Source organism: Candidatus Cloacimonadota bacterium (assembly GCA_012522635.1).
Lineage (GTDB): Bacteria > Cloacimonadota > Cloacimonadia > Cloacimonadales > Cloacimonadaceae > Syntrophosphaera.
In genome coordinates this window covers 61,338-74,650 of record JAAYKA010000023.1, presented here as the reverse complement: position 1 = coordinate 74,650, position 13,313 = coordinate 61,338, and the positions used below count along the sequence as shown (strand labels likewise).

General features: G+C 52.5%; 11 protein-coding genes and 1 tRNA gene. 7 read left to right on the top strand and 5 right to left on the bottom strand.

What is annotated here, in order from left to right; all coding sequences use genetic code 11:
* From mnmA to GX135_01485, 3 genes are all read right to left on the bottom strand, one after another.
* On the bottom strand, nucleotides 1–954 hold a 954-nt coding region (gene mnmA, locus GX135_01495), incomplete at its 3' end, for a tRNA 2-thiouridine(34) synthase MnmA (GenBank protein ID NLN84762.1).
* Nucleotides 951–1,928, bottom strand: coding sequence for a 2-hydroxyacyl-CoA dehydratase (locus tag GX135_01490; protein NLN84761.1), 978 nt, complete (start codon nucleotides 1,926–1,928; stop codon nucleotides 951–953). The genes GX135_01490 and mnmA, both read right to left, overlap by 4 nt.
* On the bottom strand, nucleotides 1,918–3,819 hold the full coding sequence (locus tag GX135_01485; GenBank protein NLN84760.1) for an ABC-F family ATP-binding cassette domain-containing protein: 1,902 nt from the start codon (nucleotides 3,817–3,819) through the stop codon (nucleotides 1,918–1,920). The genes GX135_01490 and GX135_01485 overlap by 11 nt, the downstream gene beginning before the upstream one ends.
* A 153-nt stretch (nucleotides 3,820–3,972) precedes the next feature.
* Between GX135_01485 and GX135_01480 the strand changes: the two genes are divergently transcribed.
* A tRNA-Pro gene (locus GX135_01480) sits at nucleotides 3,973–4,050 on the top strand.
* Between the two features lie 63 nt (nucleotides 4,051–4,113).
* Here GX135_01480 and GX135_01475 read toward each other — a convergent pair.
* Together GX135_01475 and GX135_01470 are read right to left on the bottom strand one after the other, a co-directional pair.
* The gene (locus GX135_01475; protein ID NLN84759.1) at nucleotides 4,114–5,784 is read right to left on the bottom strand and encodes a YgiQ family radical SAM protein; all 1,671 of its coding nucleotides are present in this window, start codon (nucleotides 5,782–5,784) and stop codon (nucleotides 4,114–4,116) included.
* Between the two features lie 73 nt (nucleotides 5,785–5,857).
* On the bottom strand, nucleotides 5,858–6,070 hold the full coding sequence (locus GX135_01470) for a cold shock domain-containing protein (protein ID NLN84758.1): 213 nt from the start codon (nucleotides 6,068–6,070) through the stop codon (nucleotides 5,858–5,860).
* A gap of 432 nt (nucleotides 6,071–6,502) precedes the next feature.
* Between GX135_01470 and GX135_01465 the strand changes: the two genes are divergently transcribed.
* Genes GX135_01465 through GX135_01440 form a run of 6 tightly spaced genes read left to right on the top strand, consistent with a single transcriptional unit; the run spans nucleotide 6,503 to nucleotide 12,996 of the window.
* Nucleotides 6,503–6,859: a response regulator gene (locus GX135_01465; protein ID NLN84757.1), complete on the top strand. Its 357-nt coding sequence runs from the start codon at nucleotides 6,503–6,505 to the stop codon at nucleotides 6,857–6,859.
* Nucleotides 6,860–6,863: 4 nt separating this feature from the next.
* Entirely contained in the window at nucleotides 6,864–7,766 is a 903-nt protein-coding gene (locus GX135_01460; GenBank protein ID NLN84756.1) for a hypothetical protein, read from the top strand.
* Nucleotides 7,767–7,796: 30 nt separating this feature from the next.
* Nucleotides 7,797–8,732, top strand: a complete 936-nt coding sequence (locus GX135_01455) for a D-alanine--D-alanine ligase (GenBank protein NLN84755.1) — start codon at nucleotides 7,797–7,799, stop codon at nucleotides 8,730–8,732.
* A 27-nt stretch (nucleotides 8,733–8,759) separates the two neighbouring features.
* On the top strand, nucleotides 8,760–9,875 hold the full coding sequence (locus GX135_01450; GenBank protein NLN84754.1) for a hypothetical protein: 1,116 nt from the start codon (nucleotides 8,760–8,762) through the stop codon (nucleotides 9,873–9,875).
* Between the two features lie 8 nt (nucleotides 9,876–9,883).
* Complete coding sequence (locus GX135_01445) at nucleotides 9,884–10,558, top strand: hypothetical protein (GenBank protein NLN84753.1); 675 nt, start codon at nucleotides 9,884–9,886, stop codon at nucleotides 10,556–10,558.
* Between the two features lie 8 nt (nucleotides 10,559–10,566).
* Complete coding sequence (locus GX135_01440; protein NLN84752.1) at nucleotides 10,567–12,996, top strand: hypothetical protein; 2,430 nt, start codon at nucleotides 10,567–10,569, stop codon at nucleotides 12,994–12,996.
* The last annotated feature ends 317 nt before the right edge of the window (nucleotides 12,997–13,313 follow it).

Genomic DNA, 13,313 nt, shown 5'->3' with positions numbered 1-13,313 from the left:
CGGAATCAGGGTGGAGGGAGCAGGTTCATGGGCGAGGCGAATCTTTGTTTGGGCACGGGTTTCGGCGCTTATGGCGGGGATGGAGACCCAATTCACGGAATGGGCGATGAGGCTGTGGCTGAAAAGGCCTTCGCGGGGACCGACGCGAACCGTGTTTTGGCGGTGGTCGAGCGCGGTGACATACCAGGGTTCCGGTTTTCCGCTGATTCCGATGTGGCGGCGCTGGCCGATGGTATAATGGGAAAGTCCGCGGTGGGTTCCCAGTTTTTCGCCGTTGGGGCCGATGAGTTCGCCGGGCTGTTCATCGTCATTTTCGAACAGGAGGGGGTGGTCGGATTCATTGACAAAATCCTGGCTTTCCGCTTTGTCCAGTAGAAAGTTAAGCCCGCTTTGGGAAACGATTTCTCGAACCTGGGTTTTAGGGATTTTGCCCAGGGGTAGGAGGGTGTTTTGAAGCTGATTTTGGGTCAAAAGGCAGAGGAAATAGGATTGGTCCTTACGGGGGTCGGCGGCTTTGAAAAGCCTTACGCGACCTGTATCAGAGTCGGTTTCGAGGCGGGCGTAGTGACCGGTGGCGAAAAAGTCGTGTTCAACGCCGAGAGCGCGGAGTTGGAAGGGCAAAAGTCCGAATTTGAGAGCGCTATTACAGACCACACAAGGGTTTGGGGTGGTTCCCGCCAGATAACTTTGGCGGTAATAATCGAGGATGAGGCGGTCGAAATCGGCGGCGAGATTGAGAGGATGAAGCGGGATTTTGAGATGTTCGCAAACGCGTTGTAAGTCAGCCTGGCTCCGGGCTTCACCGGGTCCGAAACAGCCGCTTTGACCTTGGTAAGACCGGCTTCCGGAAAGCAGCATGGTGGCGCCGATGACCTGAAACCCAGCTTCCAAAAGGAGAATGGCGGCAGCGGCGGAATCAATCCCACCGCTCATGGCGAGCAAGACCTTCTTCATCCGTGAACCTCGAAAAAGCTCTCCAAACGTAGGAGGGTTCGGTTGTCCAGGGGTTCCGGCCAATCACCTTCCAGGGTCAAAAAGGGGAGGGAAATCTTTTTCTTGAGAATAATATTGTCGATTTGGAGATGGCAAAAGGATTGGGTATAGCTGATGACGAGGTCCACGCCGCGTTTTTCGAGCTGGGGGAGGATGTCGTCCAAACGCTCGTAAACGCTGTAGGGATAGGTAAATGCGAGATATTGGTCAACGATGTCGGGCTCCAGATGAGGCATGGAAAATTGTCTTTGAACCTCGTTGAAAACGACGTCGGCGCCGGTTTCCGCGATGCGGGGATAGAGGTCGCGATGGATGGGAGGAACGCCAAGATAGGCGCAGCGCGGACCGGAGGGGAGGGGGTCGCGCTGGGCGGCGATTTCCATGAAGCGGGTCAGTTCTTCTTCGAAGCGGTCGGGGTCGCCATTAAAATCGGAAGAGGAAACCAGCCAAAGGTGGTTCTCCGCGCCGGTTACGAGGCGCTCTTTCCATGTCCAACCGTCCAGAGTGATGAGCTTTTGGCGGATTTGGTCGAGCCGCTGTTTGGTTTTTTGAGTTTGAGCGCGGGTAACGCCGTAAAGCCGTTCCAGTTCGCTGATTGAGGCGTCCAGAGCATCGCGGGAACGCTGGGGCGGATAGGCGAAGGGGATGGTCGGCAAACCTTCCAAAGTGAGCATGGAAGCGAGGGAGGCGCTGTTCGCGCAGTCTCCCACGACGATGGCGACAACTTCATCCAGATTGGCGTGGAGAGCGGTGTCGAAATTCCCCTTTATCCAGGCGCAGATGGTTCTCGGAAAGCCCTTCAATTCAGCGTTCCGGGCGTGTTCGGCGGAATTTCCACCGATGAAAAGATTGTTGAGGTCGATGGGGGTGTGTCCCGCCGCGAAAAGGACTTCCACGGGGAAGGAAGTGGTGAAGCCAACTCTTTTATTCTTCATAACTTATGCTCAAATAGTGGTCTTCCTGTTCGCAGATGTCCGCCTCGATTTGGGCGATTTGGCTTTCCAGAGCCGCCATCCGCGTTTGGAGGGTTTCCAAAAGCCCAGGCTGGGAGTAGGTTTGAGAGTCGGAGAGCTGGGTGTGGATTTCCTTGAGTTCGTCGTTCATCAACGCCAGTTTTTGATAGTCTTTTTCGATGTTTTGGTGAATCTGTTCGAGGTGGAGGGGGTTGACCCGTTTTTTCCGCTGGGGACGCGGGGCGGGAGCGGCTTTTTCGATGATGGGACGCGCAAAACTGAGCTGGGCGGCTTGGTCGAGATTTCCTTCAAAGTCAATGATGGTGGTGTGTTCGCCGTTTGGCTCTTTCTCAAAAACCCAAAATTTGTGGGTGAGCTTGTCGATGAACCAGCGGTCGTGAGAAACGAAAAGAACCGTTCCCTGAAAGGCTTTGAGCGCTTCGAGGAGGGCGTCCGCCATCTCGATGTCCAGGTGGTTGGTGGGCTCGTCCAGAATCATAAGATTGGGGCTGGAATGAAGCATTTGGCAGAGAAAAAGCCGGGAACGCTCACCACCGCTGAGAACGGAGACGTTTTTCTCGGTGTCGTCGCCGCGGAATCCGAAACGTGCGAGCCAGGATAAAACCTCGCCCTGAGGAGCGTTGGGAATCAGGCGCCAGATGGTATCCATGACGCTGAGGGTGGGGTCGAGATTGATCTGATGTTGGTCGTAATAGCCAATCTCAAGGCTGGCGCCGATTTTGAGGTTTCCGGAGCTGATTTCGTGTTCGCCCAAAAGGATTTTGAGGAGAGTGGTTTTTCCGCAGCCGTTGGGCCCCAAAACGCAGATTCTATCTTGATAGTGGGCTTTGAGATTGACGTTTCTGGCGAGCTCGAGACTGGGCGGGATTCCAAAACTGAGGTCGGTGAGCGTGAAAACGTCGTTACCACTGCGTTTGGAATCCTGGATGTGGAGTTTTAACTGTTTGGAATGGATGGGCTGGGCGACGACTTCCATCTTGTCGAGCATCTTTTGGCGGGATTTGGCAGAACCGGAGCGGGTTCCGGCGATGAATTTCTGAATGTAGGCGCTGGTTTCGGCGATTTGTTTTTGTTGGCGTTCCCACTGGCGTTGTTGACTGAGCCGGGCGATGTCGTCGGCGGCTTTGAAAGAGCTGTAATTACCTTTGGTGATGGATATTTGACCGTCGCGCAGACTCCAGATGGTGTTCACGGTATTGTCCAGGAAACGGCGGTCGTGAGAGACGATGAGAAAGGGTTTGTCCTGTTTGAGGAGATAGTTTTCCAGCCAGCGAATCATTTCGAGGTCGAGATGGTTTGTGGGTTCGTCCAAGATGAGAAGGTCGTGGGGGGTTAAAAGAATGGCAGCCAGACAGATACGGGCTTGTTCGCCGCCGCTGAAGCCGCCCAGGGAACGGTTCCAAAGTTCGGTGGGGAGGTTCAGGGAAGTGAGGACATATTTGAGTTCGTTGTCGAATTCATAGCCGCCGAGCGCGGTGTAGGTTTCCACCACTTTGGCAAGCTCCGCCTGGGTTTCGGGGGATTTGTCGGCCAGGGGAGCGAGGCGTTCGATTTGGGCGGAAAGCTTTGACAAATCGGGACGGGAAGCGCGGGCATAATCGATGAGCGAGAGGGCGGGGTCGAGGTTCAAAACCTGGGGAAGCCAGGCTATATGGGTGTTTCTGGCGCGGAGAACCTCGCCGGAACTGGGGGAAAGCTGACCCAAAAACAGGCGGATGAGGGTGGTTTTTCCGGAGCCATTGCTTCCAATCAAACCCACACGGCTGTTTTTTTCCAGGCTGCAATTTGCGCCATTGATAATCTTTCTATCGCCGAATTCCAGCGTTAAATCAAGAGCGCGGATTAGGCTCATCGCGGTTTATCCTCATTTTTTTTGTTTTTGCCAAAAGCCGCTTTGACGCGGTTTTATGGACATTGGGAACCATGGTTTCAGGTTTGGGTGGGCTGTCAAACACAAATTTTCCTTGTCAAAAAACGGCTGTGATTTTTTAAGGGTTTTCAGGCTCGGGATGTAGCGCAGTCCGGCTAGCGTACTTGAATGGGGTTCAAGTGGTCGCAGGTTCAAATCCTGTCATCCCGACCATCAATTTGACAAAAGAGCCCGGGGAAATCCCGGGCTTTGTTTTATCTGGGTAAAAATGGTTTTTCATCCGGTTTGATGCCAAAGAGCGAGCTGTTTTTGACGCCTGATTTCGCCGGGTTGGGGGACGTGGATGGGGCGTCCGGTTTCGCAATCCAAACCCGTGTAATACATACAGGTACTGAGGGTCATGGGTGTGGGGGTGAATTCCTGGACCTGTTCCACCATGAGGCGGTTTCGTTTCAGCCAGCGGCGCAGCTCGAGGGCGTCGTCGATGGTGGTTCCTGGATGGCCGATGATGATGTAGGGAATGATTTGGCGTCTTAAACCGCTCTGGCGACAGGCGCCGAAAAACTGGCGGGAAAACTCCTCAAAACTATCGATTTCCGGCTTTCCCATCAGCTTTAAAACCGAGGGGACGCTGTGTTCGGGAGCCAGTTTGAGCCTTCCTCCGGCATATTTGGAAGCCAGGGCGCTGATGTAGGGCGGATGAGCCAAAGCGAGGTCGTGACGAACCCCGGAAGCGATGAAAACGTGGTTGACGCCGGGGAGTTTTTCGATGCTTTCGAGGAGGCGGAGTTGTTCACCATGAGCGGGTTTGAGGCGGGGACACTGACGCGGAAAAAGGCAGGAGGGGCGCTTACAGCTTTCCGGCCAGCCGAGCTCGCAAACCGAGGCATACATGTTCGCAGTGGGACCCCCGACGTCGGTGATGGTGATGGATTTTCCGCGTTTTTGGGCAAGGTTTTGGGCTTCTTTGACCAGCGAGGCGGCGCTGCGGGATTGAATGGCTCGACCCTGATGGGAAGCGATGGCGCAAAAATTACAGCCGCCATAACAGCCGCGATGGGAGGTGAGGGAATCTCTGATTTGGTCGAAAGCCGGGATTCTTTGGTTTCCGTAACGCGGATGGGGTGCGTGTTCGAAGGGAAGCAGGGCGAGGGCGTCCAGTTCCGGAGTTTCGAGAGGCGCGGCGGGAGGATTGTGGCGCAGCCAGCGTCCACCGTTCATCTGGAAAATGGCGTGGCTGTCCTTGTTTTTTTCAAAGGTCAGGGTCATCTGGCGGAAGACGGCTTTGTCCGCGCTTTCCAGGTTGTTGGGCAAAACGATGTCCTCGGCAGAGGGCGGCTGGGGACTGAAAGCGACGGTTCCCCGGATTTGGGTGAGTTCCTTGATGGGGACGCCGTTTTTCAGGCTTTCGGCAATCTCCAAAATCGCTTTTTCAGCCATTCCGTAAACCAGGAGGGAGGCTTTGGAATCTGCGAGGATACTGGCTCGAACCTTGTTTTGCCAAAAGTCGTAATGGGCAATCCGGCGCAGAGAGGCTTCGATTCCGCCCAAAACGATGGGAACGTCTTTACAGAGGCGTTTGAGGGCGTTGGCATAGATTAAAACAGCGCGGTCAGGACGTAAGCCTGCTTTTCCGTCGGGACTGTAGGCGTCGTCGTTCCGTTTTTTGCGCTGAGCGGTGTAGTTTGAAACCATGGAATCCATGTTCCCGCCTGTGATTCCAAAAAAGAGCCGGGGCAAGCCGAGAGCGAGGAAATCCTCGTCTTTGTCGGGATTGGGTTGGGGGATGATTCCGACCCGGAAACCGGCGGATTCCAGATGTCTTCCGATGATGGCGGCGCCGAAGCTGGGATGGTCCACATAGGCGTCTCCATTGATGATGATGACATCCAGTTCGTCCCAGCCGCGGGCGCGGGCTTCAGCGAGGTTTGTGGGCAAAAAAGCCATGTTTTTTAAACGCAAATAAGGGGCAAAAGCTCAACGCTTCAGCCCCTGGTGAATTAGGTGGCGAAGTCTGGCTTCAATCGCCGCTTCGGATGATGTTGATGGCTTGGGTTCCCTTGTCAGTCTCCATCAGGTCGAAAGTTACGACTTCATCCTGTTCCAGCACTTTTAGTTCCCGGGGGGAATTTGTGACAATGGATTTCCAGTGGACGAAATATTCCTTGTTGTCGTCCGTAATAATAAAGCCGTAACCTTTATTCTTGTTAAACCATTTAACTTTTCCTCTCATGTGTACCTCTTAAATGTTAGTGTTTCCATAAATAATATATGCCATATTCAGTCAATGCAAATGTGATAAATTTCCGGGCGGCTCGGTTTTGTGGCCATTGTTGGGTGGTCGGGTTTTCGGATTTTAGCATGAAAAGTATGGGTTTTAGAAATCGTAACATATTGGTATGATAAGAGGTTACCAGGCCTCTCTTGGTAACCGCCCTATGTATCGCTTATGTTTTTAAAGCCAAAATTAAGTCGGATAAAGAGTTGGGGTTTTCAAGAGAAGTTTTTTGAAATAAGTTTCCTTTGGACATGAACCGAAGGCCGTGGGGAAATTTTTGTTGACTATTTTGAGAGGTTACAGAAATTGCCTTGAGGGATGAAGTAATCCGTCCAGCGCTGAAATGGCGCGGGAAATTCCTTCAATGACAAGCCACAAGACAAAACGATGCGAAGCAATATTTTGATGGTTGATGACGACCGCCTCCTGCGGGAGGTCGTTAGGGAGCTTGTGCATCAATTTGGACAGGATATCGTGATGACGGAGAATTATGAGGAAGCGCCGGATTTGGTTCGCCAGCAAGAGTTTAAGCTGGCGTTACTGGGTCATGGGATTGGAGGGCGGAACGCCATCGTCCTGATGAGGAAAATCCAGCGGATTGACCCCGGGCTTTTTTGCGTCATTATGACCGGCTTTCGCGGCATCACGAGCGTTTCCGACGCGGTGAAGCCCGGCTCTTCGGATTATATTTTAAAACCTTTCACCCTGGAAGAAATGATGAACGTCCTCAAGAGGCATCTGTAATTCCATGTATGATTTAAGCCTCCAGGATTGTTCCCAGGCCACGCTGAAAGAGCCTGTGGTTTGGATTGACCCCCGTTTTGTGGAAGCCGTGGGAGAGCTTCACCAGCTTGAAGCCCGGCTCCTGCTCTGTCACAAGGGAGAGCAGTTGGTGGCTGCCATGCCGCTCTACGAAAGAAAAAAGCTGGGTATCCGCCGTTTGATTCACCCGATGAGTGCCTACTATCAGGGCCTGTGGTTTTTCTGGGATGAAAGACGGGATGAAAACCGGAATCTCTTGGATGAACTCAAAATCTCGACCGAAGTGGCGCGGTTTTTGAAATCCCGCTACAGACGGCTGCAACTGAATCTGGCGCCCCACAACCTCGACGCCAGAGGATTCATCTGGGAGGGTCTCAAAGCGGTTCCATTTTACACCTTCACGCATGACCTTTCGCTGCCGATTCCGTTTTTCCGTAATGAACGCAGAAAGCTTCGCCAAGCCCAAAGCGAAGGCTATCGGCTTCAGGAAAAGTTTCGCCCGGACATCTTTTTGGAGATGGTTAAAATACTATACGACCGCAAACAAAAAAGTCTGGGCGTGGCGTATCCCGCATTTGGAGAGTGGATGCGCAAACTCCACGAGGCTGGGCTCCTGATACAATTTGACCTGATGGATAAAGAGCGGTTGGCAAGTTCGACCATCATTTTGGGCGGTGAAAATGACCGCCAAGCCTACCCTGTGATGATGAGCACTTTACCACAAGACCTGAAAAAGGGAGCCAGCGCACTACACTATCATCTCATGGTGGAAAGCCTTCGCGATAGATTCGATGTCCTGGATTTTTGTGGCGCGAACTATCCGGATGTGGCGCGGTTCAAAGCGGCTTTGGGGCTGAAACTGGCACCATTTTTCAGGATTAGGAAATGAGGCGGAACCCGCTTCGTTCCAAGAGGATATATGCAAAAGATAACGGTTTTAAAAGGTGGTGATTCCCCCGAGCGGGAAATCTCGCTCATCAGCGGCAGCGCCATCGCTCAAGGCCTGATTGAAGCCGGCTTTGAGGTTAATGAACTGGACCCGGCGGATTTCAGCAGCTTCGCCCAGATCGTCGCCGAAATGGAAAAAGACCCGCCCAGCGCGGTTTTCCTCGGTCTTCACGGCGGTTCAGGCGAAAATGGACAGCTTCAGGCAGCTTTGGAACTGGCGGGATTTCGCCATACAGGCTCTGGATTCGCCGCCTGCGCGCTCACCATGGACAAATATGTTTCCAAGCTGATGGCAGCCCAGGAAGGCGTTCCCGTGGCGGATTGGCTGCTTTTTCGAGGCGATTTGATTGAGGATTACAATGACCCTCAGGATTTACAGGGAATCGCCGATAAACTTGGCATGCCCATCATGGTGAAACCCAATGACAGCGGCTCTTCCGTTGGCATCAGCAAGGTGGAGGAGCTTTCCGACCTTAAAACCGCGGTGAAACACGCCCTGAAATTCAGCGACAGCGCGCTTTTGGAGCGTTTCATCAAGGGACGTGAATTCGCGGTTACGGTTTTGGATGGGGAAGCCTTGCCCTTGGTGGAAATCCGCCCCCTGGACGGCTGGTATGACTATGAAAACAAATACAATAAGGGTCGCACGGAATACCTCGTTCCCGCTCCGGTGGAGGAATCCAGCGCCCAGTTGATGCAAACCTACGCCCAGCGGCTTTGGCATGTCTTTGGCCTCAAAGGCTACGCCAGGGTCGATTTTCTCTATGACGGAAGCCAACCCTGGTTTTTGGAGGTGAACACCCTTCCGGGAATGACCCCGCTGAGCCTGACCCCGATGGCGGCAAAATCCATCGGCATCGATTTCCCCCAACTTACCAAAACCATTGTCAACCTGGCTTTAAGATGATTATAAATACAAAAATAAAGAGGAATAATGAAAAAGGTTCTATTGCCCTTACTGGCATTTCTGACCGTAGTTCTGTGGGCGGTGGAACCGGATTTGAGGCTGGATTTTCAACCGGCGTCGATTTCTGTTAAATCCCTGAAAGCGGCAAGTTTTGACCCCGCCGCGCCTTGGCAACAACCAAGCCTCACAACGCTGTGGATACGCAACGAAAGCCCCCGGAATTTCCGCGTCCAAATGAAGGTGGAGCTTCTCTGGAACGGGCTTTCCGAGACTCTCATCGCGGCGGAATTCATCTCCAACGAAGCGCTTCCCGCGGGCGGACAATTCCCGCCACTTTCGAACCGGGATTTGGTCACCAACCAATCTTCGACCCATTTCACCCGCGTGGGAAATTCCAACTTTTCCCTGACCCAGCTTTCACGCAGCAATCCCATCCTCCGCGACGCGATTGAAGCGGGCTATCTTCCCGATGGCGTGTTCACCATCCGGGTTTTTGCCAAGCCCCAAAGCGAGGTTGAGGATTGGAATTCAGCCACCAGCGCCAGCTTTGACCTTGAGGTCAAAAACGACGGCGTTATCACATTATTGAGCCCGGGAGCTCCGGCTCCAGCCCAGCCTGTGAAAGTGGACGAAAACCCCGTGAATTTTATCTGGAACATCGTGGCTACCGGCTACAACCGCCGCGTTCTCACCATTTTGGAATTTCCTGAAAACCTTCCGCCTCGTCCCGAAAACCTCGCCCAGACCGGCATCCGCTTTTTCCAAACCGATGTGTTGGGCGACCAGTTCAGCGAGTTTTTACCCTTCAAACCCGGAAACTACTACGCCTGGCAGATGTGGACGCGTGGTCCGCAGTATAATTATCCCCAATCCAGAATTTGGCAGGACCCCGAACCTGGCGACCTCGTGAGCGCTTGGAACCTTTTCCAATACACCGCTCCCAGCGCCGAGGAAGACCACGCTGAGCGCATCATCACCAAGCTCAGAAACCTGGACGAAGCGGATTTGGAAGCGCTGTTCATCCAGGGCTTTAAACCCACTGGCGAAGTGATTTGGCAGGGGAAAAGCTACAGCGGACGTGGCGCTTCCGACCTGATTGATATGTTTAGCGATAAAAAATACCGCGTCACGATTCAAGAGTGAGGAACACCATGAAAAATAAGATTTTAGCCCTCTTTGTGTTCCTTCTTTCCCTAAGCTTTCTGAGCGCCTCCGGAATCGCGGTCATCGTCCAAAACAAAGGTTACAACAAGGTTCGCCGCAATAACAAAAACCTCCGGGCGGTGGCGGGCATGATTCTTCTGGATGGGGACGAACTCCGAACCGGCGGCAAAGGCCAGATGAGCGTTAAAACCGTGGATGGCGAGACCAATCTCTTCCTCTTTTCAAAAAGCAGGGTGAAACTCAAGGCAGAACAGCTATCCGACGGTCTGGAAAAAAACGCCCAGCTCCTGGCAGGCAGTATCCACGTGATAAATCAATATGAGACGGGCATTATCTCACTTTCCTTCGACCAGAACCAGATATTTTTCACGAACGCGGAGCTTCTTTTGAAAAATGAAAAGGGAAACAACGGTCGCTTGACTGTTTTTTCCGGAACAGCGGTTATCCACACCGAGCAAGGCGAGTCAAACCCAGTCCCGGAGCTCAAAACGGCATACATGCTTTCCGAGGGGGAATACATCTCCCGCTGGATGAATGATTCCGACCTCACCGAGGAGGAAAAAGCCAGAATCCAACCGCATTCCAGCCACCCCAAAAACCGGATTATCATCCCGCTCGCCGATGAATGGGGCAGAATCCTGAACGTGGAATTCACTTGGTGAGGCGCCCCATGAAACGAATTCTGAATATTATCCTGTTTTTCTCACTCTACCTCACCCTTTTCGGGCTCACATTCCAGCATCAGGCTCCGCAAAGCTATGAGCCCAAAACCAACGTCGACATCACCCTGGAAATCATTGATGGCATAGAATCCATCAAGAATATCGAACTTTGTTTCGGTCCTCTGGGCAGTTCCACTTTCATGAGTAAAAAGATGGAATCAATCCTTGAGGGGACAGCTTTTTACAGAGTTGAGCTTACCAGTGTGGAGCTTCAAAATAAGGACCTGCGCTACTGGTTTCAATTCGAACTGCACAGCGGTGAAACGGTTTTTTATCCGGACATGGGCTTGAACCAGGAGCCATTTTTTCTCAAAGCAGTGGCGAGCCCTGAAGCTGAGGGGTCGGCTGGCTCGGATGATTGGGTGGACTTCTCTGAACATGAAACCGACTGGCCGGCAAGTGATTATGAGGAACTAAACCCCGGTTTGGCGGGCTTTGTGTTATTAACCACCAACGATTATGGCCCCCAGGAAGGAGAATACGTTCTCGCTGTGGCATATCACGACATCGCAGACCGTATTATGCCTGGCTCCATCGTGGTTTGGGTGAACGGAAAAGACGTTACCTCCAAAGCCCTTGTCACGGAAAACCTTCTCAGCTACAGGGACGCCTGGCCGATTAAAGAGGTTTACAGCGCGAGAATCACCGCCAAAGACAAGTTTGGCAATGAATTAACTTCCAAAATCTTTGTCACGGACGTGGAAAACAAGGTGAAAAAATCCTTGCCCCATCTGAGGGGAAGCCTGAATTACGCCGCAGATTTCCATAATCCAGACTCCGAATCCAATAGCTACGCCGGCTGGGCGGATGTCCACGCCAGTTACAAAAAGCTGAATCTCAGTCTCCACGGCTATCATCACAGCCGGGAAGACAATAACCGCCAGCCAGTTGACCGCTATTCCCTGGCTTTCAGCCTGCCTTCCCTGGATTTGAGAGCGGGTGATGTGACGCCCTATTTCAGCCCCCTCGCCTTTGGCGGGAAAAACATCAGAGGCTGGTATGGAAGCCTTTACGGGGAACATATTTCACTGGAACTCACCAGCGGAACCATGACCCGCAAAACGGTTTCCGGCGGAAATCACGAATATTCCACCGCTTTCCAACAAAAAGCGCAGGGCGGAAAACTCCGTCTGGGCCCCTTACGCGGACTTTCCATGTCTTTCACTCTGGCGCAAAACCGTGACGAGATAGCCTCGCTGGATTCCCTGGATTTCATGAGGGTCGATTCTGTTTCCGGAGACACTCTGTTCGTGGTTACGCCCAAAGACAATCTGGTGGCGGCTTTCGACACCCAGGTGAATATCCCCCAGCTCAAAACCAGCTTTGGCGCGGAAATCGCCTCCAGCCTCTATAACAGCAATATCTGGCAGGGTCCCATGACCTCTGATGAGATTTCCGACTACATTGGCGGTTTTGACCTCATCGACCCCGCCGACATCGAAAATCTCTTTATCGTGAACCGCAATATGGAGCCACTGATTCCCGGTTTACACAACAGCGCGGGACGAGCCTGGCTGCGCAGCACCATTGGAAACCACAGCCTCGATATGAACGCCAATTTCACCGGGCCGGCATATCGCGCCCTGGGAACCTGGGGACAACAACAAGACACGCAAACCTTTGCGGTGTCCGACCTTTACCATCTGGGACGCGGTTTTCTTCTCTCCGGAAGCTACAACTGGCAAAAGGACAATCTCCTTTCCACCCGCTCCGAAACCAATCTCCAAAAGAATTGGAATTTCCAGGCCTCCCTACGCCTCTTGAAATACTTCACCCTCCGAGGCGGAATGTTTTCCAGCAATGTATCCAACCGAGCCAATCCGGCTTTTTCGGATATGAGCTTTGACCCCTTCATCAGGAAATCCGCTTCCTCCAATTTTGGCGTTGGTTTCAACAATCCCAAACTGAATTGGCTCCCTTGGATGATTGAGCTGAACACCCGCCGGGGGAGAAGCTACACATGTCGCAGCCTCGCGCCTGATAATCCTGAAAACAGAAACGAAAGCGTTAACTTCAATCTGGCGAGTAAGTTTGGAAAAATCCCGCTCAGGTTCCAAGCCGCGGTTTCACACGCTTTCTCAAGCGAATATGATTCATGTGTCACCGTGGAAACCAAAAGCAAGGGCTGGCAAACCCGCTTCAGTTATTCCCTTTTCCGGGAAAAACTCTTACCCTGGCTCCAATATCGCCACGCCACCACCACCGGCGCCTGCCAGAGTGAACAGCGTTCCCAATTGTCTATTGGTTTGGACGCTTATCCATGGTCAAAACTCACGCTTGGAACGGCTTTGGGCTTTGAAAATACAAGCTTTTCGAACAACCCGGAACAAAACACAAAATCCCTGAATTGGAGCCTCACTCTCGGCCAAAGATTTTAAGAATAGATTTACACTTGAATCGCCCTTGACCCTGGCTCATTGATAACTTGGGATTTTCCCATCATCATCCCGACAAAGAATCGGGATGTTCCCGGGTTGATACGCGGTTACATTCGAGCCAGAGCCAAGGAAGGAAAGTGATTGGAGTCAGGGGTTTAGAGAAAAAGTCAGGGTTTGAATCAGGTGGGTTTCAGCGCTCAGTTTGGGGAGGGAAAAGGTTTTCGTGAACCTTATTTTCCACAAAGCGCCCAAAAAAGTTCAAAAATAATCAGAAAACGCTTGACGAAAAGAGGTCTTAGAAAAATACTGACCCAAAA